Consider the following 22,461-nt stretch of genomic DNA (forward strand, 5'->3'; position numbering starts at 1 on the left):
CGAATGGCAACTGCAGGCATTCATATCGGCACATCCGGCTGGAGCTACAGGCATTGGCGCGAAATATTTTATCCAACAGGATTAAAACCCGTTGACTATCTCCCCTGGTATGCAAAAAAATTTAAGGTAACAGAAATAAACACCAGCTTTTATCACCTGCCCAAACCGGCTACGGTAAAAGCCTGGGTAGAAAAGGTACCTGCACACTTCTATTTCTGTCCGAAGATCAGCAGGTATATCACCCATGTAAAAAGATTACTGGACCCCGAAGAATCTCTACCCAAATTCTTTGACCTCTTCGATCCCTTCATAAAACACCTGGGCCCCGTACTCATCCAGTTGCCTCCAACTGCCGCTTTTGAGGCAGCAAGAGCAGATCACTTCTTCAAAGTACTTACAAAAAACTATTCTGGTTATCACTTCGCATTAGAAGCGCGGCACCAAAGCTGGCTTTCCGGTGAAGCCACAGCTTTACTGCAGCAATACAAAATTGCCTGGGTGATTGCACTGTCGGGGCGCCGGTGGCCGTTTGCAGAAACCATTACCGCAAAACATATCTATGTCCGTTTCCACGGGCCAGACGGCAGGTACGATCAATTATATCCCGAAAAAACAATGGATACCTATGCGGGGAAATTCAAAGAGTGGCAACAGGACAAACATACTATCTGGGCATTTTTTAACAACGACGGGCACGGTTATGCTTTACAAAATGCACAGCAAATGATGGCGCTACTCAAATAGCTCCTGTTCGTCTGTATAATAAGTTTTCCGGCCACCACCGGTGTCTTTCTTAATAGGAACGCCACCGGGGCTTTCGGTTAATTTGGAGTTATGCACCAGCATAAAATCGCGGACCTCTCCATTAATGATATCAGGATTACTTTTCAGGATTTTCTTTTCCGCTCCTTCCAGGATCTTTTTTACTGATTTCAACAGCGCTTTGATCTTTGGGGCCGGTATTTTATTAGCGATAGAAAAAGGTGAAATTTTTGCGTCCCATAAAATATCATCTGCATACGCGTTTCCAATCCCCAATACATTGTGCTGATCCAGCAGGTATTTTTTAATGGTTATTTTCTTCTTTGCCAGCTGTGCTGCCAGGTAGCTTTCGTTGAAGTCTTTCGACATCGCATCCGGAGCAGTTTTCTCTTCCGGATCGAGAGTGATATTGGCAGCGGCCTGGAAATCCGTTAAGGCCAGCCCGGTACCATCTCCAAACAACAATTCTACAATGGTATACTTTTGCTCATTCTTCTTCTCAAACAAATATAATTTCCCATGCAACATTAAATGCATACCCAGCACATGCCCGTTTTTAAATACAAAATGCAGCTCCTTTCCCACCCGCTGTATGTGTTCCAATGCCTGCCCTTCCAATGCGGCCTGCAGGTCGGCTTCTTTGGTATGTAATTTCTTCGCATTCTTTACCGTAACAGACTTCAGTTTTTTATGAAGCAGCGCTTTTTCCAGGTTATGCCGGAAGGCTTGCAGATCAGGTAACTCAGGCATGATAAATATTTTTAAGATAAGTTAACGAATGTGCGGGAAATAATAAAGGGCCGGCAGCAATAACCGACCCGTTTTTTATGGCAGTTTTTTCCTTCTACGAAACAATAAACCAAAGATAATTATCATAACAGATCAGCTTATGCTGATATTGTCCATCATTTAACCAATATTAGCCACTTATAAATATTTTTCATGTATGTGAATAAGCTGTTAAAATAATTGCCCAGCGGCCTCAGACGCGACTTTGCGGGATTTTTAAACGCAAAAATCGCTATATTTGTGCCCTATGCCTTTTCTTTAAACCAATAAAACACGGAGTGTGAACATGAAATTGAAGCAAGTGATTAAACCGTTGATTTTTATTATTACAATTTGTCTTTTCGTATTTCTATTTACCAATTTCACCAACCTTACCACAGCTGGAACATCCACTGCAGCTACCCAACCGGCTACGGCTGTAAAAACTGACTCGGTTCAGCGGGAAAGTTTGTACGACATGATGCGGCTGGATACTACCGGTCTTTCCAGGGAGGCGTTTGAAAATGCGATGGTAGGATACGAACACCTGCAGGAAAACGGACGGATAAAAAATCCGGATATATTGTCTATTATCGACTTCTCCCTGCCCAGTACCAAAAAGCGTTTGTTTGTAATAGATCTGAAAAACAAACTATTACTTTTCAATACCCTCGTATCTCATGGCCGGAATTCCGGAAAAGATATCGCCAACGCTTTTTCCAACAAAATGAACAGCTTTAAAAGCAGTCTGGGTTTTTATGTTACCGGCGATACCTATAACGGCGAACATGGCTACTCCCTCCGCCTTGAAGGCGAAGAAGCCGGCATCAACGATAACGCCCTCAGCAGGGGTATTGTAATGCACAGTGCAAACTATGTAAATGACAACCTCGGTAAATTACAGGGTTATATTGGCCGCAGCCTGGGATGCCCCGCCATCCCCGAAAATGTGCACCGTAAAGTGATCAGCAGCATCAGGAATGGTACCTGCCTGTTTCTTTACAGCCCGGATAAATATTATTCCGCGCATACCAAAATCCTTGTAAAAGACAGCACTGCGTCTTAAATTATTTAAACAGCTTTTGCTGAAAAACGGCATCATGCCCATATACATCGGAGGCAAAGTATAACTTGCCTCCTTCCATCCATGCAGTGAAATAGGTAATAATCACCGGCACCGGGTCCTTCACCGCTACAAACTTTTCCTTTCCACTGTTCATAGCACTGTCAATTTTTTCGTTGGTCCATTGAGGTGAGCCTTCCAGGACAAACTGCGCCATTTTTACCGGATCTTTCAGCCGGATGCAACCATGACTGTACGCCCGGTTATCCCTTTCAAAAAGACTTTTCTCAGGCGTATCATGAAAGTAGATATTGTAACTGTTCGGGAACAGGAACTTCACCCGCCCCAGTGCGTTGCGCTGCCCCGGCCGCTGCCGGATAACCGGCAACCCGTTCGCCTGCCCGGTAACCTCCATACCTTTCGACGCCAGGTATCCCCTGTTGCGCTGGATGGCCGGCAGGATCTCCTTCCGTACAATGCTGCGGGGAATATTCCAGTAAGGACTAAACACCACCTGGTTCAGCATTCCTGAAAACATAGTAGTGCTGTGCCCTTCCTTTCCCACCACAATATCCATATCAAATAAACGTTTATCCCCGTCCGTTACATGAAGTATAAAAGCAGGTATGTTTACCAGGATCAGCTTCCCCTGCGGTTTTACAGGCATCCACTTCATGCGTTCCATATTTACCAGCAACTCCTGCAGCCGTTCTTCCGCAGGGATGTTTAACGCATTGATCACCGTATCATTCAAGACGCCGTTTTGCGTATATCCGTTGCTGTTACGGAATGTATTGACGGCCGTTTCCAGTTCATCATTAAATACATCGGTGCTGTCATTATTCTTCAGCTCCCCGGTTATCAGCAACCGTTTTTTTACAGCTATAATTTCGGGAGATGATTGCCCCTTTTTCAATCCCTTCTTTATTGCGGGCAATGGCTGCCAGCCACCATTTTTGACATATTCCCGGTAGGCTTTGAGCGGCTCTTTCATAGGAGCAACCGCCGGGAACATCTTATCATTGGTTTTAAGCATGGAATCTGCCAGCTCCATTACAGCGTAACGCTGTCCCGGCACCATATGCTCCAGCTGACCAATGCTGCCGCCGGTTTCCCTGAAATAGTTAATGAGCCGCCAGGTAAGCTGCAGTTCCGTTTTAATAATCTCTTTGTCGGTAGCGCTCACTACCAGGCTGTCTTCATCGATAAGGGCATTCAGCCGCTTATCAAGCGCCCGGTTGCTGGTGCTGTCTTTACTGTAATTATACAGGCTCCGGAAGGCGGCAGCCTGTTCTACCGGCCCCTTACTGTCGAACCAGGCAAATTCGAAGTTACGCGCATTGTAAAAGCTGCGTAGCCGGTTAGCGATGGTATCGTTCAGCTTTTCTGCGGTGATGAATGCGGCAATAGCCGAGCTGTCCAGGAACAAGTCGTTGTAGGCATTTTCCGGGGTAATCCCTGCATTCCGGGGACTAATGTGTTCATCAGACGTGGCAGGGGCAGATGGGGAGTTGCAGCCATTAAGCATGTATGCAAACAATGCAATCAGTAGTAGCCTTTTCATACCTGATCATCTATCAAATAGGAAGCCGGTTGCAGGATGCCCTTTTACCGGGGCAAAAAAAGAGCGGACGTAGCCGCCGCGGAACAAACTGTGCATATAGCGCAACAAAAAGTCCCCCTGCGGGGTGCAGGAGGACTTTCTCACAAAAAATATTTGCGCTAATTCTTTAGTCCCAGGTATTGTTGTACAGACTTATAATTTTTCCAGTCCACTCCACTGGCACTGCGGGCAGCAACGCCGCCGGGAACCAGCACGTAGCGGAACTGCTGGATCACTTTCTCACCGGGGTAATTGCCGGAGCTGAGATCATGACTGGCCAGGATGATGATGCCTCCTTCAGCAGCGCGGAAACTTACAAACAGGTAAGGATCCACATAAGGCAAAGGTACTATATAAGGCGCATCGGCGGAATCAAGGTTAAAGTAAACATTTATAACGCCCTTGGTCAGTATCTCTTTGGTCAGTTTTGGAATTTCGATGGAACCAATAAAGCCATCGCCGGTTGGCACGCCATTTTCATCCCGGATACTATCAAAGGCTACATTGAGCCACTCCGAGTAGATCACGTTCGCTACACCGGTATCGCCTTTGGGACCAGCAGGGCCGGCAGGACCGCCAGGACCCGCAGGGCCGGCTGGACCGGGATTTCCGGCAGGGCCCTGATCTCCATCTTTGGAGCAGGCAGCAAAAGCCAGAATTACAGCAAACAGAAACATGAGGGGCAGGTGACGGGAAGATAATTTCATAAAGGAAGATTTTGGATGATTTAATATAATTAATGATATGTGGAGATTCGAGGCAACGGGATCTTTACACGTTAGTCAATATACAAAAAAACAAATAACAAAAATGGTATAATTTAGTTCAAACACCCATCCATAACTCTCTCCCTTTTCTTAAACAAAATCGTCACTTGTTGGTTTAAATATAATGTGCCCCCTTTTTGTCATCTGAACCATTTCTTTAATAACCTATAATTAGAATATGACAGTGCGCCGTAAACTTTGTGTAATAATACCTGTACATAAATCTGTGCTATCTGAGGAAGAAGTTTTGTCCCTGCATGCATGCCACAGGCATCTGAAAGCATTCGACTGTTTCCTTGTTTACCCGGAAGGACTGCCCATTGATCGCTACCTGGCAATACATCCCGGGCTCAAACTTAAACCGGTTGCGCCGTCGTGGCTTTCTTCTCTGGGAAATTATAACAGGATGAAACTATCGGTTCCGTTTTACCAGCAATTTGCTGACTACGAATTTATGATGACCTACGAACTGGATGCTTATATCTTTAGCTCTAAAGTTCATGAACATCATGGGTTCGACTTCGATTTTATAGGGGCGCCTGTTTTTGAGGGATACCTGAATGCAACACCGGATGCACCATTCCACGGTGCGCTTAATTCCGGTTTTTCTATCCGCAATATACAGTCATGTCTGACGGTTCTGAAATTACTCAGAAGGTATAAGTTAAGATGGAAATTCTATCATTTCATTTACGCCAATTGTGCCGCTTTACGGAAAAGGATAAAACAGGATCAGGACGCTATCTTTTTTAACATTCATCTTAAAAAATATTATACAGGAAAAAATTTTAATGAAGATATGATCTGGACACAGGTAGTTCCCCTCCTGGAACCGTCCTTCAGAACTGCTCCTCCGGAAACCGCTGCTGTATTCAGTTTCGAAGTAAATCCGGAACGGCTGTATGAACTAAATAATGGCCGGTTGCCACTCGGATGTCATGCCTGGTTCAGATTTCCTTTCTGGAAAGAATATATCAAAGTATGAGCAGCCGCTTATCAGGTATATGCTTGTTTTCCATTCATCATTTTATTAAATTTACTATACATCTATTTATCAGGTATGGCCAATTATCATGTGCAATCTCCTGTCTTATTATTATCCTTCAACCGACCTGATACTGCCTTAAAGATATTTGAACGGGTAAGAGAAGCCCGGCCCGCTAAGTTATATATCGCTGCAGACGGACCACGAGCCGGCGTAGAAAAAGATACACAGCTATGCAGGGAAACAAGGATGATATATGACCAGGTAGATTGGGACTGTAGCATATACAAATTATTCAGTGAAGAAAATAAAGGCTGTAAAGTAGCCGTGGCAGAAGCTGTGACCTGGTTTTTCCAACAGGAAGAAGAAGGCATTATCCTGGAAGACGATTGTTTACCGACCAACGACTTCTTCTATTTTTGCGACCAGCTGCTCCCGCGCTACCGGCACGATACACGTATGGTGAATATCACCGGCACCAATCTGCAGATGGGAAAAAAGTGGGGAAACGGCAGCTACTATTTCTCACAATACAGCCACATCTGGGGATGGGCAAGCTGGCGGCGGGCATGGGAAGCATACGACATCGACCTCGAGCAATACGACGAAAAGGAAACCGTTGCTGTACTGAAAAATATCTTTACGGATCAATTCCTGATCGACGGCTGGATAGACATCTTTCAAAGACTAAAAAGAAAAGAAATAGACTCCTGGGACTACCAGTTTAACCTGATTAACTTTTTCCGGAACGGACTATGTATTACACCCAATGTAAATCTTATCAGCAACTTAGGGTTCAGGCCGGATGCCACCCATACATACAACGTTCCGGAAGATCACGCCAACCTGCCGGCGGAACAACTGGAAAAACCGCTGGTGCATCCTTTGCATTTTACACCGGAGAAACAGGCCGATTATTATTTTTTAAGTAAAGACTTTAGGCTCGAAGAGAAATGGCGGAAAGTAAAAAAAGAACAACTGTTGAGAAGACGGTTTAAACGATGGGTAAGAAGTCTTTTTAAATAAATCATCATCAAACGTCCAGCAGTATGTTTCAAAAAATGATAGAAAGATCTGCCCTGAAAAAGATCCATCCCTATTACGAAATAGATGGATGGCTCACCGAACGGGAGGCACTGGGACTGTTCCTCACCGCACGTAAACTACGCCGCGATGCGGTAGTGGTAGAAATTGGCAGCTGGCAGGGAAAAAGCACCTACTGTATTTCAAAAGGACTCCGGTCAGGAAAAATATATGCCATCGATCCATTCAATGCAGACGCCGGGTTTGACCAGGAAAGCCGTAAAGAATATGCAGAGAAAGGCGCCAGCACCGATCTCCTGATACGCTTTACGGAAAATATGGAACGCCTCTCTGTTCATGATAAGATCATCGTGAAAAAAGGCTATTCGTATGAAATGCATAACGACTTTGAAAAAATCGACTTCCTCTTTATCGATGGCGACCACTCCATCGCAGGATGCAGATCGGATTTTGAATTGTACGCTTCCAAAGTTATAAGAGGCGGCTACATCGCTTTCCACGACTACTACCCCGACCGGGATGAACTGGGTCCTACTTATGTGATCGAAAACCTGGTGGGCAACCATTTCAATTTTTTCAGGCAATATGACTCGTTATGGATTGGGAAAAAAAGATAGATTATTCACTGGTTATATGCACCTTTAACCCGGACAAACGTATCCTGCAACGTTGCCTGGAAGCCGTGTGGCAGCTGGATACCACCGGCATTTCCACCGAAGTGATTTTAGTGGATAACAACAGCGATCTCCCACTTCACCAACAATCATATATAAAGATATTCGAAGAAAAGATCCCCGGCATGCACATCCTGCTGGTACCGGAGCAGGGCGTAAATTATGCACGCATGGCGGCCATCGAAAAAGCTGCCGGCAACTATATCGTATATTTTGACTACGACAATGAACCCGAAAGCGACTACCTCCAGGAATTGAAAAAACTAAACGAACAATTTCCTGCGGTGGCAGCCTGGGGCCCCGGTAAAGTGACAGTAGATTTCATTGACGGAGTAGATAACGCCATCAGGCATTTTGCCAGCATGGCCTTTCAGCAGCGGGAAGAAAAAACGGTAAGAACTGCCCGGGAAAATTCGTGGCAATCCTGTTATCCTTTTGGTACCGGTCTTTGCACCACCGCTTCCCTGTTGAAAGAATTTGTGCAACTGGCCCGCCAGGGACGCTTTACCGCTTCCGGCAGAAAAGGGAATAAACTCAGCAGCGGGGAAGACACACAAATGGTATTGCATTGCATCAGCAAAGGATATGCTGCAGGCGTATCTCCGGCGCTGAAACTCACACATATCATACCGCAGAGCCGGGCCAACAGCCAATACCTGCAACGTTTGCTGTATGGCACGTTTATCTGTTATGAAACCTGCCTGCTGCAGGTATTTCCCGAACAAAAAAAATCACTCGAACAAAAAATAATGCCGCGGTGGAAATTCTCCCGGAAATCCCTGAAGAAATTCATCAGGGCCCGCTGGAGCAAAGATCCACACAAAATGTTTGATCTCGTGGAATTCATTGCCACCAACGCAGGAACCTATGCAGCACTGAACAAACCGGTACCATTACCGGTGAACCAGATAGTCAGGATCCTGAAAGTAGAATAGCTTAAAATTAAATATAACCATGAAGTGGAAGATTCCGGAAAGTAATATCAAAGGCGTTTCAGTTATTATCTGCTGTTATAACAGTGCTTCCCGGCTGCCGCAAACATTAGCTCATCTGAATGAACAGGTAGTGCCGGAAGATTTTTTCTGGGAGATAATACTGGTCAACAATGCCTCAACAGATAACACGGTTGAATGCACCCGGGCCATCTGGCAGGAAAATAAACCGGTGAATGCTACGTGCAGGATAGTGGATGAGTTTACACGCGGACAAATGTACGCCCGGAAAAGAGGCGCCAGGGAAGCTAATTATGAATGCCTCATATTTTGTGACGATGATAACCTGCTGGATAAAAACTACGTTTATCTTTCCTGGCAGGTGATGCTGAAAGATAAAATGATCGGTGCAGCTGGCGGACAAAATGTACCGGTAACAGATTCGGCAGCGTATCCCGACTGGTTTGAAGAATATAAAGATAAATATGCCATCGGTATCCCCGCAGAAGAATCGGGAGATGTAACCCATCGTGGGTTTGTTCTCGGCGCCGGACTGATTACCCGCAGAGCCCTGTTCCTACAGGTGTTTGACGACAGGTATCCTTCCCTCCTGAATGGCAGGAATGGCGAAAAACTTACCACCGGCGATGATTTCGAATACTGCAAACGCCTGCTCCTGTGGGGGTTTACCTTATATTATGATAAAGATCTGAAACTGAAACATTTTATACCGGCAGAAAGATTAACAATAGATTACAGGGATCGCCTGATGGACGGCATCCGCGAGGCCACAAAAGTGCTGAGCGTGTACGACAGGGCACTCTTTCTCCACAACAAAAACAAACATAAAAACAGGTGGCGTTTACTTGTTATGACCCCGATCCGGATATTGTTTGCAAGAATAGGTTTGTCTAAACGGGACCTGACAACAGAAAGACAAGTACTCTTCTACCTGTCGCCGTTCGCCCGCAAACAGGACGAGGTGACCTACTCAATTAAAAAATTCTTAAATAATAAATGATGGCAAGAGAAAGAAGAAAGCAGTTTAAGATATTCTCGTTTTATAATCATAAAGTAAATCCCAGGGTGCCCCGGTATCAAAAAGCAGTGTTTGGTAAATTCGGCGTGCCGGTACATCACATTGTTGATGAACAGTTCAGCCATGGCGACTTTCTGAATCATATATGCAGAACTGTTACAGATACTGACTACCTTATTTTCTTTGATATTGATTGCGTGCCTACACGTAAGGAGTGGTTATCTGAGCTATTGGAAGATCTTCGTGAACCCCGCACCATCGCCGGCGCGGCGCAAACAGCCAATCACCTGCGCGACGCAAAAAACCTGTATGTTTCTCCCTTCTTCTTTGGTATTTCCACCGCTTACCTGAAAGAGCTGGGATATCCGGATATGAATATGACGGAAGATATGGATGCGGGACAAAATCTAACGGAAGAGATTATACGACGTGGTGGCAATGTAAAATACTGGTGGCCCACTCACATCGAAGATGAGCAATGGTACCTGCATCATCCGGAACACAATAAATTCGGGTACGGCACTACCTACAACGACCGTATTTACCATGCGTTCCTGTCGCGGCACGATTTGTCGCAGCGCTTTATAAAGAAGTGCAAATCAATATTGCCTTTACTTACCAAACTTCGTTTGAAGCTAACGGACAAAAAACAATCGCCTCCAGTAGGACAATAAAAAGGCGCCTCATACTAATGAGACGCCTTCTTTCCTATCGTTGTAAATAAATATTATACTCTTCCCATCACCGGGTCGCTGATGCTTTCCTTCCCGGTTTCCACCCTGCCGGCATAACGCTGCGCAAATACATCGCTACCGGTGGCTTTCACGGAAAAATCGTACCAGCCGTGGCTTTTAGCCAGGTCTATTACCAACGTGGCGGTGGTGCGTGCGGCTACTGTTTTCTTCAGTACGCCCTTGTTATATCCCAGGTCGGTGATGGTAAAAGTGGCCGGTTGTGTACCGTGGTTCACCAGTTTAAGTTCCACGTTGCCAGTCAGTTTCTTACTGTTGGAAAGACTCCGCTGATAGCTGCATTGTATTTCCACCTGCGGATCATTGGCTGCGCCGGTGAATTCACGGTAAAAGCCATTAGGGCCGTATACCCTCAGGTGATAGTACGCGTTTTCAAAAGCCGTCAGTGGCCAGGCATCTTTCAACTGGTCGCCGGCCTTCACGGCATACGACCAGGTTCTTACCGGCTCCATTGTTTGGGTGGTTTCCTGCAGGTATTTACCGGGTGCATATACATTGAATGGAGCACCGGCAGCCCGGTCGCCAAACACCTTGCTGGCGGCCTCAAAGCTGATTTCAAATGATTGCTTATCCGCTCCCAGTTTCCCTCCAACATATAATTCATAAGGCAATGCATTGGAAACACGGGTGCCTTTCTCCTGCTGTGGCATCCACTCTGCGGCGGCGGGGTTGGCATTGATCTTTGCAATTTCCTCCGCTGTGAGCAGCTTGAATTCATCCGGCAGCTTCTTGAACTTCGCATTGTAGATCGTTTCAATAAACTCGTTCCTTTCCGGGAAGGGCACGGAGATTTTTTCCCCGTTAAAAGGACGGAATACGGAAGTAAGATCACTGCACACCGTACGGCGCCAGGCAGATATGTTCGTTTCTTTGATAGGCTTTCCCGTTTTGTGCTGCAGGAAATGTTCCATCAACTGCAGGATAGAAGTATGATCGCATACCTGCGAATTTACATAGCCACCGCGGCTCCAGGGCGATGCAATCACCAATGGCACACGGTAACCCAGCCCGATAGGGCTTTCCCGGATTTCATCTGCGCTGAGATATTTCTTTGCTTCTTCTTCCTCGCGTGTTACATATTCAATACCGGTATCAATTCCTGCAGATACCTTGCCGGTGCCGGGTTTATGTGGTGCGGTAAACGGAGGTACGTGGTCGAAGTAGCCATCATTCTCATCATAACATAAAATGAAGATGGTCTTTTTCCACACCTCTTCCTGGCGGGTCAGGATATCCAGCACTTCAGACACATACCAGGCGCCATACCACGGCGATCCGGGGTGATCAGAAAACTCGCCCGGCGCCACCAGCCAGGAAATAGTTGGCAGCTTGCCTTCATTTACATCTGTTCTGAACTGATGCAGGATGTCGCCCTTCGGCACCTGTACCGTTCTTTCCGTACCACCATCTTTGTAGGTGAGGGTTTCCAGTTCGTGGTAATCAGGGTCGGCGATATTGGTGGTAAATGCTTTATTATGGAGATTTTGTGCACGTTGCGGCAATTTCGCAAAATTAGCCGCTGTAAATTTTTCTGCGTCTGACTTTGCCCGTTCCAGTTCCGTTTTACGTTGTTCCAGTTGCTTTTGCAGCTTGGTGGCTTCTTCCCCGGAAGTACCACCCAGTTTTGATTCCAGCGTTTTTATTTCGGCAGGCAGCTCTTTGATTTTGCGTTGCAGATATTGGATATGCCCGGCAGCAAAGCGAACGTTATAGGCAGCAAACCACTCTATGGGGTTATCGGTAAAGTTGGCCAGCATACCATCTTTTTCTCCTTCCAGGCCTGCAGCACTGATTTCATTCTGGTAAATTTTCCAGGAAACGCCGTTGTCTTCGAGGCGTTCGGGGAAACTGGTCCAATGCGCCTCCCGGCCATAGTCCACATCTTCATTCCATACATTGGCTTTGGAATCGGCTTTCTGTTCATCGCGCAGGGTACCCGTCCAGAGATAAAGCCTGTTGGGTGTTGTACCGGTTAACGAAGAACAGAAATTCTGATCGCATACGGTAAAGGCATCTGCCAGGGAATAATAAAACGGAATATCCTCCCGGTTATAATACCCCAGTGTGAGTGGCATAGGCGCCCATTCTTTGTTACCTGATTTCTTTACCAGCAGCCACTGATCATATTTACCATTGTTGCGGGCATCTACCTGGTTACCCCATGAATGCGGCAGGCTGCTCATCCAGGTGGCTTTTGTTTCCTTCAGGTTGAGCCGGAAAGGGGCGTACGTTTCATTCTTTGCATTGCTCTGCAGCCATACCAGGTTTTTGTTGGGCAGCTGAATGGCACGTGGATCATTGTAGCCCCGCACTCCGCGGAGCGTTCCATAACAGTGGTCAAAGGAACGGTTCTCCTGCATCAGCACCACGATGTGCTCTGCATCCAGGAAAGTAGTACCCGGCTTAGGGTCAATAGCCATTGCCCGCTGGATAGACGCCGGCAGGGCGCTAAAAACACCGGCAGCCCCGGATAGCAACGCTGCCTTCTTAATAAAATCTCTTCTGTTATCCATTATTCGTTGAATTTTTCTTGTACACTGTAAAGGGATTACGAAAGATGGAAAATAGTAAAAATCCCTTGCTATACGCCACTTACTATGAAGAATGGTGGTTATTTTATTATTATGGTTCTGACTTAACGGAAATAAAAAAGGCGCCCGTTTCCACGGAAGCCTTATGTATGTTGAGAAATGGTAAAGCCGGTTTACTGTGCAGAAGGTATCAATACAATTTTCACTCTCACTTTGGTAGCCGGCTTTTGTGATGCAGCGCCGTTCACACCTTTGATATCCACCTCTACTGCCTGATCATCGTGGATAACGAAATAAGATTGGTTGTTATACACCTGTGGCAATAATTCAAATGCCTGTGGCACCACTGTTGGAGCGTTGGCATCATATCTGGCCATAGAAACAATCACACCATCCAACTGGTTCACATTATTCAGCTCCGATACAGGAATGGAATAAAAGTAAACGCCGGTATTGTTATCGAATCCCCAGTCGGCCGGATTTATTTCAAACAAAATCGTCTGGTTAGGGATTACTACTTCGTTAGTTGTTTTGGTGCAACCGGGCAATATAAAACCCAGTAACAGCAGCGGCAGGTAAAACCATGTTTTCATATTGAGTTGCTTTTAACATCATTTTACCAAATACAATGCCATAAACATATAATTCCATGCTAATCCGTAATTTTATGGCATGTTACTGCGATATCCAAAAGCCTTTGAACATATTCCCGATGTACGGTTGCAGCACGCCGGAAAGTCAATAGTGGCGTGGTTCAGGCAATCTGACGAACCCGGCAAAGAACAGGGTTTTCTTACAGAAAACTCCCTGGTATTCATTCTCCGGGGCACCAAACATATGCATTTCCCGGAAGGAGACATGATTGCCCACGCCGGCGACCTCGTATTGCTGAAAAGAGGCGTTTACCTCATGACCGATTTTATTACGGATGGCGCCGATTATCAATCGCTTTTACTGTGCATAGATGATACCCTGCTACGTTCTTTTATCAGTGAAGATGGCGCTCCCGCCCCGGCCACAAACGCGACGCTGCCATTAATCATCTCCTGTAAAAATGACCTGTTACAGGTGCGCAACAGCATCCTGAATTACCTGGAGCATCCCAACACCCACACCACCCGGTTGCTGGAATTAAAAATACACGAGGTACTGCTGCTATTGCTTTGCGGCGAATGCCGGGAAACCGTCCGGGCATTCCTGTCCCATCTTTTCGACAACAGTGCGGAAAATATTTCCCTGATCATCCGCAATAATCTCTTCCAGCCTTTTACCCTCGAAGAATATGCGAAAATGTGCGGGCTAAGTTTGAGCAGCTTCAAAAGGGAATTTGCCCGCCTCTATGATGCGCCTCCCAAAAAATGGATCAATGAAGAACGGCTGAAACATGCACGGGAACTCCTGCTGCATTCCCGCAACAACGTCAATGAAATCGCTTATGAGTGCGGTTTTGAAAATGTATCTTACTTTATAAAACAATACCGGCAGCTTTACGGCACTACGCCAAAAAATGCGCAACGAACCAAAAATGCTATTTTTTGAACGATTCGTGCTACAGCTCCATCTCCGGCGGATATACCTTTGATGAAAAATAACATCAACTATGAAACGTATATCTGTAATGGCTTTCATCCTGATGGCCGGCCAAACCTTTGCCCAGCAAAAGCTCAATAACTCCGCATTCATGCACGCCCCGGAAAGCGTGGCCACGGACAACAACAACTATTATATCGCAGACATAGGCGAAGGCGGCAACCCCACAAAAAAAGATGGTAACGGCAGCATTTCCCGCATGGACAAAAAAGGTAACGGCAGCATCCTGGCAAAAGGGCTGGATGCGCCCAAAGGCGCGTTCATCCTGCATCACACGCTCTTTGTAGCAGACATCGATAAAGTAAAAGGATACGACATCGCTACCGGCGCACAACTATACAATATAGATTTTGCGCCCGCCACCGCTTTCCTGAATGATATTGCCGCCATCAACGACACTACCCTGGTGGTTTCTGCTACCGATGTAAATAAACTCTTCCTGGTACATCTCAGTAAACATCCACGCATGGAAGAACTGGTATACACCAATCCCATAAAAGGTACCAATGGCGTGGTTTACGACACCCACACTAAAAAGCTGTATGTATGCGGCTTTGGCGGTGATAATAAGCCAGATGGACAAATTGGTTATATTGATATGGCAGCAACGGAAAAAGTATTCAAACCACTCACCAGCCGGCCGGGTTATTACGATGGTATTGCGCTCACCGCGCATAATACACAACTGATCATTTCCGACTGGGTAGCTTTTGAAAAGAAAGGGATACTGCTAAAACTGGATCTGGCCAGTGGCAAGGTTACCACCCTGAATGAGGAACCGGTTGCCGGCCCTGCAGATTTTACACTGGATGCCGCTGGTGCGGCAATTGTACCCGCTATGCTGGAAGGGAATATATTGAGATACAATATTTCAAAATAAAAATATTTCAGCGGAGGAAGTATACTTCCTCCGCTGAAAATAATGATTACAATCTTACCTGTACACCAGCGGTACCACCAATATATCCGCCGCGAAATTTGTTGTTGCTCCTATACTTCGACCAGATATAATGGTTGCTCAGCTCCTCTCCCACACCATGTTCCGTTTGCACAACATTAAACGTAGGACCTGCAAATACTTCTACCCTGCTGCCAAAGCGGTAGGCAGGAAATATGCCCAGCGACTGACGGTGATAATAACCTTTTTTGAAATCGGTAAGTATCAGCGACGTGGCTTCTGCATTGATTCTGAAATGTGATAACAGCGGAAAATGCGCACCCATACCCGCCTGCAGGGCATACAGCGGATTAGGGTTATCCTTAAAGTTATATCCCACCCCGAGGATACCGTATAATATTCTTCCACCCGATTTGAAAGACGCAATGGTAGTAGCAGTTTCATCGATGCTCACACTTACCTGCTTTTCGCCGCCTTTCACAATGTTGATCACCCCAATCGGATATTCGCTGCTGTCCGCGATGTTAATAAAACCAACCTGCACGCCTTTCACTTTCTTTGCCATATTCAGGAAACCAGCCACCTGTGTGTGCACGTTCTCCGATTTATTCATAAAACCGGCTATCTGTATGCCGGCATCTTTCTTTACAATATTCGTAAATCCCGCTACCTGCGCCTGTGAATTATTTGCACTCATATTCATAAAACCGGCTACCTGCGTGCCTTTCACATCATGCTGCACAAGATTGGCGAAACCTGCCATCTGGACACCATGCATGCTTCCGGACAAATTCAGAAAACCCGCCACCATAGCGCCATCGGCGCTGGTTTTCACCTGGTTCATAAAACCTGCTACCGTAGCAGCGTGAAACGTTTTGCCAATATGATTGGAAAAAGCCGCTACTTCTGCACCGGTAGCGTTGTCTTTAATGATATTGGAAATGCCCGCGATAGCCGCGCCTGTTTCAGCTTTGGACACGCCGGCAATGATATGCAATGAAAAATGATTGGTATAGGCAGCCGCATTTTTTCCATTGCTGCTCAAGGGGTATACAAAACCAATATGCGCAGGACTGGTAAGCGGCGTTTGCGCGTAAGCCGCTGTGACAAAGGAAAAAACGGAAACAAAGAAACAAATGATCCGGCTGCTGAAGTAAAATATTCTCATAGTGTGTTAGTTATTTCGTACTGTATAACGACACGTTGAAGAACTTATACCCCTATGCGGAAGAAATGAAATTTAAAAAAGACTAATGCCCGCCTGCCATCCCAACCAGGAAGTAACGGAGTTTCCAATGTTAAAAGAAGGATAGTGCCTGCTAAAGTCCACCGACTTATAACCCGGCATAGGCGCTATTTTATCATCGATGTAAATCGCCATCGCCGGCCCCGCAAATAAGGTGATGCGTTTGGATAATTTAACATTGAGAGAAGGTTGCAAACGGAAGATCTGTGTATTGCGCTCCCAGCTGCCCAGGAAAATATTCTGTGCGGTAATTTCTGTGGATAACGACAACGTTTTATTAAATGGAATAATTTTACCTACACCATATCCCAGCGACCACGCTTTGTTGTTTTCGCCAAAGCTGGCGCCACCCAGCAGGATGCTGTACAGCTCACTGCGACCGGCTTTCCAGGCAATATTAAAAGGCAGCACATCGGTACTGAATATGGCAACTTTCTTGTAACCTCTCCGCACAATATTGATGATGCCGATACTATATCCGTTCACCGTATCTGCAATATTTACCAGGCCAATCTGTACACCATCCATTTGCCGCGCGTAGTTAAAAATAGCGGCGAGCTGCAAGCCTTTCATCACACCGCGGTTGATATTTCCACCGCCCGCGAGCTGCATACCCTGCGCATCTTTCCCGTTGTAATTGGCAATGCCGCTCAGTTGCAGCCCGTCGAGGTTTTTACCATTGTAGTTGAGCGCGCCCGCTACCTGCCAGCCCTGCGTATTGCCACGTGTAACGCCGGCGATGCCCTGTATGGATACGCCTTTAATATTACCGTACACCTGGCCGATGGCGCCGGTGAGTTGCACTCCTTCCATATTACCTTCTGTAATATTGCTGATACCAGCTACCTGTACGCCTTTCATAGAGTCCAGTACGTTATTGTGAAACCCCGCCAGCTGCACCCCTTTGGTTTTTCCACCCACTATATTCACCATGCCCGCGATCTGTACATGCTGCATATCATTTTTCACGATGTTGAAAACGGTGCCTATTTCCAAGCCATCTACACCTGCGGCGTAGCCGCCGAGCATGTTCACCGAAAATTTATTCACTACCTGTCCGCTCATCCTGCCGTGAGTACCCAGGCCCGGCGTGAGCGACACCTGGTAAGGCTTGTCAGCCAGGAAAGCGCCGATGTTCAAACTGGTTAACTTCTGACGGGAAGATAAAAACATGCTACCGAGCCAGGTTTTTTCCACATGTGGGTGCCCGGTGATATCCACCACTTTCAGCTGATAAGTAGCAGGGGCAATGCTTACCGCGATTTCCTGGTCGTAGCCGGCAGTAAGTAACAGGGAGGTATCTGCATAAAGGTCCTTATTAACACTGATGGCTGCGGTAGGATATTTATCCTTTAACCGCAGCCTGAAGTAACCGTCGTTGTTTGTTAGGGTAGAAATGAGTTGCTGTCGTTCATACACACTGGCATTGGGTAGCCGTTGACCTGTTTTCCGGTCCGTGACCACCCCGCTGATCAGATAGTATACTTGTCCCGATGATTTTTTTAAAAGGATAATATAGTTCCCCGATTCTTTATATAAAAAATCACCGTTGAATAAAATATCAAGTACCTGTTTTACACTTTTATTTTTTACAGAGATGCTTACCAGGCTGTCTTGTGGAAGGATGGTACTGAGATACGAGAAATAAAAATTGCCTTGTTTGCTGATGGTGGTGAGCACTTCCGAAAGTGGGCGCTGCTTCACGTCAATGCTAACGGTTTTATTCAGTAGCTGCTGGGCAGCCAGTGGTAATGAAAAACAACAAACAAATATTAATGTCAGCAATTGCTTAGGTAGTAACATACAGTACGAAGGCTATTATTTCAGTATAATTTGTGATCCCTGTTTCTCCACGGCGATCTCATAAGTAAGCCCGATTACTTTTAAAGTACTATCCAGCGAACTGTTGGTAAAGGTAGAATTAATCTGCAGATCGCGTTTAGCATTGTTGGCAATAACGATGTTTACACCATATGCTTCATTCAGGATCTCCACCAGTTTCCATAAAGGCGTGTTATTACATACAAACGTTTGGGTGCGGTAGTAGCTGTACAATTCATCTGTATTACTTTGCTTGCTGGGGGCAGCCTGTTGTTCGGTTACCACTGCTTTTTCGTGTTGTTTCAGTTGTACGCTGTTATTGTTTTTTGTTACTTCCACAGCGCCGGTTTCCACAATTACTTCTGTTTTACCGTGTACGCTTTTAACATTGAAAGAAGTACCCAATACAGTTACGGTTACATCGTTCACTTTTATCACGAATGGTTTTCCCGGGTCCTGTGCCACATTAAAAAATGCTTCTCCTTCCAGTTTTACAGAGCGTTGTTTTCTGTTGCCTGCATAGGTGATAGTGGATTGTTTATTTAGCGTTACCTGGGAGCCATCCGGCAAAACGTCCTGCTTGATTTGTTCCCCTGAGCTTACGATCAGCGGGGTGTTGCGGTTTTGCGAGATAAACCAGGCGCCGGCAGCGCCTATCATGACGATGAGTATGGCGGCAATGCGGAGAATAGGTCGCCAGGCAATACCGGTATCCAGTTTTACGATGCGGGTTGTATTTTCGTTGGTACCTACCCGTTGCTGGAAGCGCGACCATGCGTCATTTTCATTCACGGTGCTTACCGCAGCCAGTTTGCGGCTTTCCTCCCATATCAGGCGGAAGTGTTCAAAGTAGCGTTGATGCTCCTCCTTTTCTGCCAGCCATGCGGTTACAGCTGCTTTTTCGGATGGTGTGGTGATATCCAGCAGATGCTTTACCAGCAGGTCGTCGTTTATATGTGTAGATATTTTTTTCACGGATGCACTTTTACAGGTGGAGCAAAATTAATAACAAGGGCAGAAAATCTACCAGGTTGAGTCGTAATAAGCGCAACGCTTTGCCCATCTGATTTTCCACAGTTTTTATAGAGATATCCAGGCGATCTGCTATTTCCTGGTATTTCAGTTCTTCGAAGCGGCTCAGCTGAAAAACGGTGCGGCACTTTTCAGGTAGTGCCATCAAAGCTTTTTCCAGCTTCTCTTCCAGCTCCCGCAGCATTACTTTTCCGGATGCGTTGCCGGTATCATGGTCATTGCTCATCTGGTATTTGGTATGTGCCTGGTGGGTAGCTTTCACTTTCTGGTGCCGCAGATAATTAATGCACTCGTGATACACCGCCCGGTATAGGTATCCCGAAACAGATTGCTTTATTTTTATATCACCTGATTTTTCCCATAGTTTACAAAAGACATTCTGTACCATCTCTTCCGCCATCACTTCGTCTTTTAATAAAGTACATGCATATGCGTGCAAGCCTTTAAAATGAGTTTTAAAAACCTGTTCAAATGTTAATGAGTTTTCTATTACCGGTGCTGCAGTATTACCCGGATTCATAAATTCCATGCCTAGGGTTTGATATCTAACGTCAAATATAATTCCTTCTGCCAATTGAACTGATTTATTATACGACACCTTTCTAAGTACTTACCCCTACGCGGAGATTGTTTTTTTTCAGGATTAAACACGGAGGTTGTCTTTTCCAGGATTAAACTTATTTAGCTGATTACCCTGATTTTATTCTTATCACATTTATTCTCATGTTTTCGCTTAATACAAAGTGATTATTAACATATAATTACATATAAATAATTAAATAATAAAACAATAAAAAATACAGTTCATGAAAATGAAATCAGGGTAATCAGCTAAATAAGTTTAATCCTGAAAAAGACAAAATCCCCGTCACTTTAACATTACTTTATATTCGTGTTAAAGAATATTTCACAACTGGACGATTATTATTGTGAAAATTATCCCGATGAAATATATCTGTACACTTTGCCTGTTACTGTTAGGAAGTACTGTTCTTTTTGCCCAATCCAAAACGGGCTACATCAATTTTCAACAAATGATCGGCATGATGCCGGAAAGTAAACTGGCAGGAGATTCATTAAATATTTTACAGGAGAAGTTGAACGCCGACGGGCAACAGCTGGTAGCCGAGTACACGAAGAAGGTAACTGAATTTGACAGTACACAGGGTAAGTTGAGTGAGACTTTGAAAGAAGTGAAAGTATCTGAAATCAAAGCGCTGCAAGCCAATATCCAGAAATATAAAGAGATGTCTGAGCAGGCCATGAATGCCAGGGAACAGCAATTACTGACTCCTATTCTTGATAAAGCAAAAAAGATATTAAAGGCGGTAGCTAACGAAAAGGGCTATACGCTGGTGATTGATAACTCCAGAGACGCGGTGTTGGTATCCGCAGAAGCCGATGACCTGATGTCAGCAGTAAAGGTGAAGATGGGAATCAGGTAAGAGGGCATTTGAATATTTAGTTATTTAGTTATCTGACTGGTCTCAATGTTCGATGAATCTTCCGCCATTCTTATTTTCTGATAATGTGGATGGCCGGCAAATAATTAAATAACTAAATGTCAAATGTAAAATAAAGAGCTATATGTGTAAACCATGCGCCAGCAGCGTTTTCCACTGAGGATTACTGCGTACAAATTCTGCCACTTTTTTGCTGGAAGGCACCATACGGATATTCTGTGCAGAAATTTCCTCCATTACTTTTCCCAGCATCATTGGTAATACACCCTGTTTTTCCAATACCGGCGGCACTTCTGCACCAGTCAGGAAAATACGGCTTCCGTTTCTTTCGTAAATAACTTTAGCCATTTGTCCGGCGATATGCGCCTCAAACTGCCTGGCCTCTTTGTTGTCAATAATTTTAAAATCCTTCATGATCATAATTATTTTTTACATGATGTTTCTAGCGGTAGCATACTAAAGGGAAGTATCTTATGCAAAGGGAAGTTGAAATAAGATAGTACGAATGGTATTAAAATACCCTGAAAAAGCTGATTCCGTCTGCAAATATACTAATAATATAGCAGAAAACCGTGAAACAATAATATGTAAAAATAATTAATACTTAAAGTAGTTGGCAGGTAAGCCTTTAATTGGAAGCCTTACGTGAAACACACTGCCACTAAGGGGATATTCAGCTACCTGTTCAGCTGTCATGTGCTCCCGGGCGGTTGTAATCAGCAGTTCATTCATATCCGGCCCGCCAAAAGCACATGAAGATACATGCGGCGCCGGCACAGCCACTTTTCCCCGCAATTCACCCGTTTCAGGATTCCAGCAATATACGCCATAACCGCCCCAGTGGGCAACCCACAACATCCCCCGGCTGTCTATCGCCATACCATCCGGCCAGCCCAGTTCCGGCGGAATACGTACGGCTACCCTTGTAAAGGCAATAGCACCACTGGATTCATCATAACTGAACTCCTGCACCGTACGGGTATGCGTATCGTTGTAATACATTTTATCCCCTTTCCACACCAACCCGTTTGAGATGGTTACGCCAGCCAGTTTCAATACAGGCGCCGCGGATCCGCTGATACAATACAGGTTGCCCGTTCCTTCATCCGCCGGCATCTGCATGGTACCGATCCACAGCCGCCCCGCAGGATCACATTTACCATCGTTGCAACGCACGTTGCTGCGTTCTTCCAGCACAGCGATACGTTTGCCCAGTCCATGCTCCGGCGAAAAAAAGGCAATACCGTCTTTCAACCCCACCAACAGCTCATTCCTGCCCGCCACCGGCACCAGCGTGGTTACATAGTTACCGGTGTCAAACTGTTGCTGATACCCATTCAGGTCACGTATATAAATCGTAAAGCCCAGGATATCCACCCAGCACCAGCTGTTTCTTTCAGGCCACCAGCAAGCGCCTTCGCCTAATTCACAAGTTAATGATGATAATATGGAAGCCTGGTATGTTTTCATGTTCGTGCGGTGGATTTACTG

General features: G+C 45.6%; 22 protein-coding genes. 11 read left to right on the top strand and 11 right to left on the bottom strand.

Annotation, left to right across the window (positions count from 1 at the left end):
- Nucleotides 1-3 precede the first annotated feature (3 nt).
- The gene (locus V7S65_RS13260; RefSeq protein ID WP_336386814.1) at nt 4-744 is read left to right on the top strand and encodes a DUF72 domain-containing protein; all 741 of its coding nucleotides are present in this window, start codon (nt 4-6) and stop codon (nt 742-744) included.
- Here V7S65_RS13260 and V7S65_RS13265 read toward each other — a convergent pair.
- Nucleotides 733-1,512, bottom strand: a complete 780-nt coding sequence (locus tag V7S65_RS13265) for a DNA-formamidopyrimidine glycosylase family protein (RefSeq protein WP_336386813.1) — start codon at nt 1,510-1,512, stop codon at nt 733-735. The genes V7S65_RS13260 and V7S65_RS13265 overlap by 12 nt on opposite strands.
- A gap of 325 nt (nt 1,513-1,837) precedes the next feature.
- Here V7S65_RS13265 and V7S65_RS13270 point away from each other — a divergent pair, with 325 nt between their 5' ends.
- Entirely contained in the window at nt 1,838-2,596 is a 759-nt protein-coding gene (locus tag V7S65_RS13270) for a murein L,D-transpeptidase catalytic domain family protein (protein WP_336386812.1), read from the top strand.
- A 1-nt stretch (nt 2,597) separates the two neighbouring features.
- Here V7S65_RS13270 and V7S65_RS13275 read toward each other — a convergent pair whose 3' ends face one another.
- Together V7S65_RS13275 and V7S65_RS13280 are read right to left on the bottom strand one after the other, a co-directional pair.
- On the bottom strand, nt 2,598-4,157 hold the full coding sequence (locus V7S65_RS13275; protein ID WP_336386811.1) for a L,D-transpeptidase family protein: 1,560 nt from the start codon (nt 4,155-4,157) through the stop codon (nt 2,598-2,600).
- Between the two features lie 158 nt (nt 4,158-4,315).
- Nucleotides 4,316-4,903, bottom strand: coding sequence for a hypothetical protein (locus V7S65_RS13280; protein ID WP_079470345.1), 588 nt, complete (start codon nt 4,901-4,903; stop codon nt 4,316-4,318).
- Nucleotides 4,904-5,189: 286 nt separating this feature from the next.
- On the opposite strand from V7S65_RS13280, the gene V7S65_RS13285 reads away from it, so the two are divergent.
- The 6 genes from V7S65_RS13285 to V7S65_RS13310 all read left to right on the top strand — a co-directional run bounded on the left by V7S65_RS13285 (nt 5,190) and on the right by V7S65_RS13310 (nt 10,311).
- Complete coding sequence (locus tag V7S65_RS13285) at nt 5,190-5,948, top strand: DUF5672 family protein (protein WP_336386810.1); 759 nt, start codon at nt 5,190-5,192, stop codon at nt 5,946-5,948.
- Nucleotides 5,949-6,023: 75 nt separating this feature from the next.
- Complete coding sequence (locus V7S65_RS13290; RefSeq protein ID WP_111577665.1) at nt 6,024-6,974, top strand: nucleotide-diphospho-sugar transferase; 951 nt, start codon at nt 6,024-6,026, stop codon at nt 6,972-6,974.
- Between the two features lie 35 nt (nt 6,975-7,009).
- Complete coding sequence (locus tag V7S65_RS13295) at nt 7,010-7,609, top strand: class I SAM-dependent methyltransferase (RefSeq protein ID WP_336386809.1); 600 nt, start codon at nt 7,010-7,012, stop codon at nt 7,607-7,609.
- Nucleotides 7,588-8,601, top strand: a complete 1,014-nt coding sequence (locus V7S65_RS13300) for a glycosyltransferase (RefSeq protein WP_336386808.1) — start codon at nt 7,588-7,590, stop codon at nt 8,599-8,601. The genes V7S65_RS13295 and V7S65_RS13300 overlap by 22 nt, the downstream gene beginning before the upstream one ends.
- Before the next feature lie 19 nt (nt 8,602-8,620).
- Nucleotides 8,621-9,619, top strand: coding sequence for a glycosyltransferase (locus tag V7S65_RS13305; protein WP_336386807.1), 999 nt, complete (start codon nt 8,621-8,623; stop codon nt 9,617-9,619).
- Nucleotides 9,619-10,311: a hypothetical protein gene (locus tag V7S65_RS13310; RefSeq protein ID WP_136374537.1), complete on the top strand. Its 693-nt coding sequence runs from the start codon at nt 9,619-9,621 to the stop codon at nt 10,309-10,311. Before V7S65_RS13305 ends, V7S65_RS13310 begins: the two co-directional genes overlap by 1 nt.
- 53 nt (nt 10,312-10,364) lie before the next feature.
- Here the strand turns inward: V7S65_RS13310 and V7S65_RS13315 are convergent, their stop codons facing one another.
- Together V7S65_RS13315 and V7S65_RS13320 are read right to left on the bottom strand one after the other, a co-directional pair.
- Complete coding sequence (locus tag V7S65_RS13315) at nt 10,365-12,902, bottom strand: phosphocholine-specific phospholipase C (RefSeq protein ID WP_336386806.1); 2,538 nt, start codon at nt 12,900-12,902, stop codon at nt 10,365-10,367.
- A gap of 191 nt (nt 12,903-13,093) precedes the next feature.
- A complete protein-coding gene (locus tag V7S65_RS13320; protein ID WP_079470353.1) occupies nt 13,094-13,513 on the bottom strand; it encodes a hypothetical protein in 420 nt (139 codons plus the stop codon).
- Nucleotides 13,514-13,592: 79 nt separating this feature from the next.
- Here V7S65_RS13320 and V7S65_RS13325 point away from each other — a divergent pair, with 79 nt between their 5' ends.
- The gene (locus tag V7S65_RS13325; RefSeq protein ID WP_336386805.1) at nt 13,593-14,459 is read left to right on the top strand and encodes a helix-turn-helix transcriptional regulator; all 867 of its coding nucleotides are present in this window, start codon (nt 13,593-13,595) and stop codon (nt 14,457-14,459) included.
- Nucleotides 14,460-14,520: 61 nt separating this feature from the next.
- Nucleotides 14,521-15,390 carry a hypothetical protein gene (locus V7S65_RS13330; RefSeq protein WP_336386804.1) on the top strand — a complete coding sequence of 290 codons (870 nt, stop codon included), beginning with the start codon at nt 14,521-14,523 and terminating at the stop codon, nt 15,388-15,390.
- A 46-nt stretch (nt 15,391-15,436) separates the two neighbouring features.
- Here the strand turns inward: V7S65_RS13330 and V7S65_RS13335 are convergent, their stop codons facing one another.
- From V7S65_RS13335 to V7S65_RS13350, 4 genes are all read right to left on the bottom strand, one after another.
- Nucleotides 15,437-16,576: a hypothetical protein gene (locus V7S65_RS13335; RefSeq protein ID WP_336386803.1), complete on the bottom strand. Its 1,140-nt coding sequence runs from the start codon at nt 16,574-16,576 to the stop codon at nt 15,437-15,439.
- Nucleotides 16,577-16,648: 72 nt separating this feature from the next.
- Nucleotides 16,649-18,457 (bottom strand): STN and carboxypeptidase regulatory-like domain-containing protein, encoded by a 1,809-nt coding sequence (locus tag V7S65_RS13340; RefSeq protein ID WP_336386802.1) that lies wholly within the window; start codon nt 18,455-18,457, stop codon nt 16,649-16,651.
- Between the two features lie 15 nt (nt 18,458-18,472).
- The gene (locus tag V7S65_RS13345; RefSeq protein WP_111577675.1) at nt 18,473-19,450 is read right to left on the bottom strand and encodes a FecR family protein; all 978 of its coding nucleotides are present in this window, start codon (nt 19,448-19,450) and stop codon (nt 18,473-18,475) included.
- Nucleotides 19,451-19,460: 10 nt separating this feature from the next.
- Nucleotides 19,461-20,036, bottom strand: coding sequence for an RNA polymerase sigma-70 factor (locus V7S65_RS13350; RefSeq protein ID WP_111577676.1), 576 nt, complete (start codon nt 20,034-20,036; stop codon nt 19,461-19,463).
- A 415-nt stretch (nt 20,037-20,451) separates the two neighbouring features.
- Here V7S65_RS13350 and V7S65_RS13355 point away from each other — a divergent pair, with 415 nt between their 5' ends.
- Nucleotides 20,452-20,952, top strand: a complete 501-nt coding sequence (locus tag V7S65_RS13355; RefSeq protein WP_079470359.1) for an OmpH family outer membrane protein — start codon at nt 20,452-20,454, stop codon at nt 20,950-20,952.
- A 138-nt stretch (nt 20,953-21,090) separates the two neighbouring features.
- Here the strand turns inward: V7S65_RS13355 and V7S65_RS13360 are convergent, their stop codons facing one another.
- Nucleotides 21,091-21,384: a GNAT family N-acetyltransferase gene (locus V7S65_RS13360; RefSeq protein WP_159454320.1), complete on the bottom strand. Its 294-nt coding sequence runs from the start codon at nt 21,382-21,384 to the stop codon at nt 21,091-21,093.
- A gap of 183 nt (nt 21,385-21,567) precedes the next feature.
- Nucleotides 21,568-22,440 (bottom strand): SMP-30/gluconolactonase/LRE family protein, encoded by an 873-nt coding sequence (locus V7S65_RS13365; RefSeq protein WP_336386801.1) that lies wholly within the window; start codon nt 22,438-22,440, stop codon nt 21,568-21,570.
- Between the last annotated feature and the right edge of the window lie 21 nt (nt 22,441-22,461).

The organism is Chitinophaga sp. CCNWYY40, from assembly GCF_037483205.1.
Lineage (GTDB): Bacteria > Bacteroidota > Bacteroidia > Chitinophagales > Chitinophagaceae > Chitinophaga > Chitinophaga ginsengisegetis.

Bases quoted from the DNA above. Each gene is read 5' to 3' on its own strand.
- V7S65_RS13295 (WP_336386809.1), top strand. From the start codon at position 7,010: ATGATAGAAAGATCTGCCCTGAAAAAGATCCATCCCTATTACGAAATA.
- V7S65_RS13355 (WP_079470359.1), top strand. From the start codon at position 20,452: ATGAAATATATCTGTACACTTTGCCTGTTACTGTTAGGAAGTACTGTT.
- V7S65_RS13330 (WP_336386804.1), top strand. From the start codon at position 14,521: ATGAAACGTATATCTGTAATGGCTTTCATCCTGATGGCCGGCCAAACC.
- V7S65_RS13365 (WP_336386801.1), bottom strand. From the start codon at position 22,440: ATGAAAACATACCAGGCTTCCATATTATCATCATTAACTTGTGAATTA.
- V7S65_RS13325 (WP_336386805.1), top strand. From the start codon at position 13,593: ATGTTACTGCGATATCCAAAAGCCTTTGAACATATTCCCGATGTACGG.
- V7S65_RS13340 (WP_336386802.1), bottom strand. From the start codon at position 18,457: ATGTTACTACCTAAGCAATTGCTGACATTAATATTTGTTTGTTGTTTT.
- V7S65_RS13335 (WP_336386803.1), bottom strand. From the start codon at position 16,576: ATGAGAATATTTTACTTCAGCAGCCGGATCATTTGTTTCTTTGTTTCC.
- V7S65_RS13280 (WP_079470345.1), bottom strand. From the start codon at position 4,903: ATGAAATTATCTTCCCGTCACCTGCCCCTCATGTTTCTGTTTGCTGTA.
- V7S65_RS13265 (WP_336386813.1), bottom strand. From the start codon at position 1,512: ATGCCTGAGTTACCTGATCTGCAAGCCTTCCGGCATAACCTGGAAAAA.
- V7S65_RS13305 (WP_336386807.1), top strand. From the start codon at position 8,621: ATGAAGTGGAAGATTCCGGAAAGTAATATCAAAGGCGTTTCAGTTATT.
- V7S65_RS13260 (WP_336386814.1), top strand. From the start codon at position 4: ATGGCAACTGCAGGCATTCATATCGGCACATCCGGCTGGAGCTACAGG.
- V7S65_RS13360 (WP_159454320.1), bottom strand. From the start codon at position 21,384: ATGAAGGATTTTAAAATTATTGACAACAAAGAGGCCAGGCAGTTTGAG.
- V7S65_RS13290 (WP_111577665.1), top strand. From the start codon at position 6,024: ATGGCCAATTATCATGTGCAATCTCCTGTCTTATTATTATCCTTCAAC.
- V7S65_RS13320 (WP_079470353.1), bottom strand. From the start codon at position 13,513: ATGAAAACATGGTTTTACCTGCCGCTGCTGTTACTGGGTTTTATATTG.
- V7S65_RS13270 (WP_336386812.1), top strand. From the start codon at position 1,838: ATGAAATTGAAGCAAGTGATTAAACCGTTGATTTTTATTATTACAATT.
- V7S65_RS13350 (WP_111577676.1), bottom strand. From the start codon at position 20,036: ATGGAATTTATGAATCCGGGTAATACTGCAGCACCGGTAATAGAAAAC.
- V7S65_RS13300 (WP_336386808.1), top strand. From the start codon at position 7,588: ATGGATTGGGAAAAAAAGATAGATTATTCACTGGTTATATGCACCTTT.
- V7S65_RS13310 (WP_136374537.1), top strand. From the start codon at position 9,619: ATGGCAAGAGAAAGAAGAAAGCAGTTTAAGATATTCTCGTTTTATAAT.
- V7S65_RS13315 (WP_336386806.1), bottom strand. From the start codon at position 12,902: ATGGATAACAGAAGAGATTTTATTAAGAAGGCAGCGTTGCTATCCGGG.
- V7S65_RS13275 (WP_336386811.1), bottom strand. From the start codon at position 4,157: ATGAAAAGGCTACTACTGATTGCATTGTTTGCATACATGCTTAATGGC.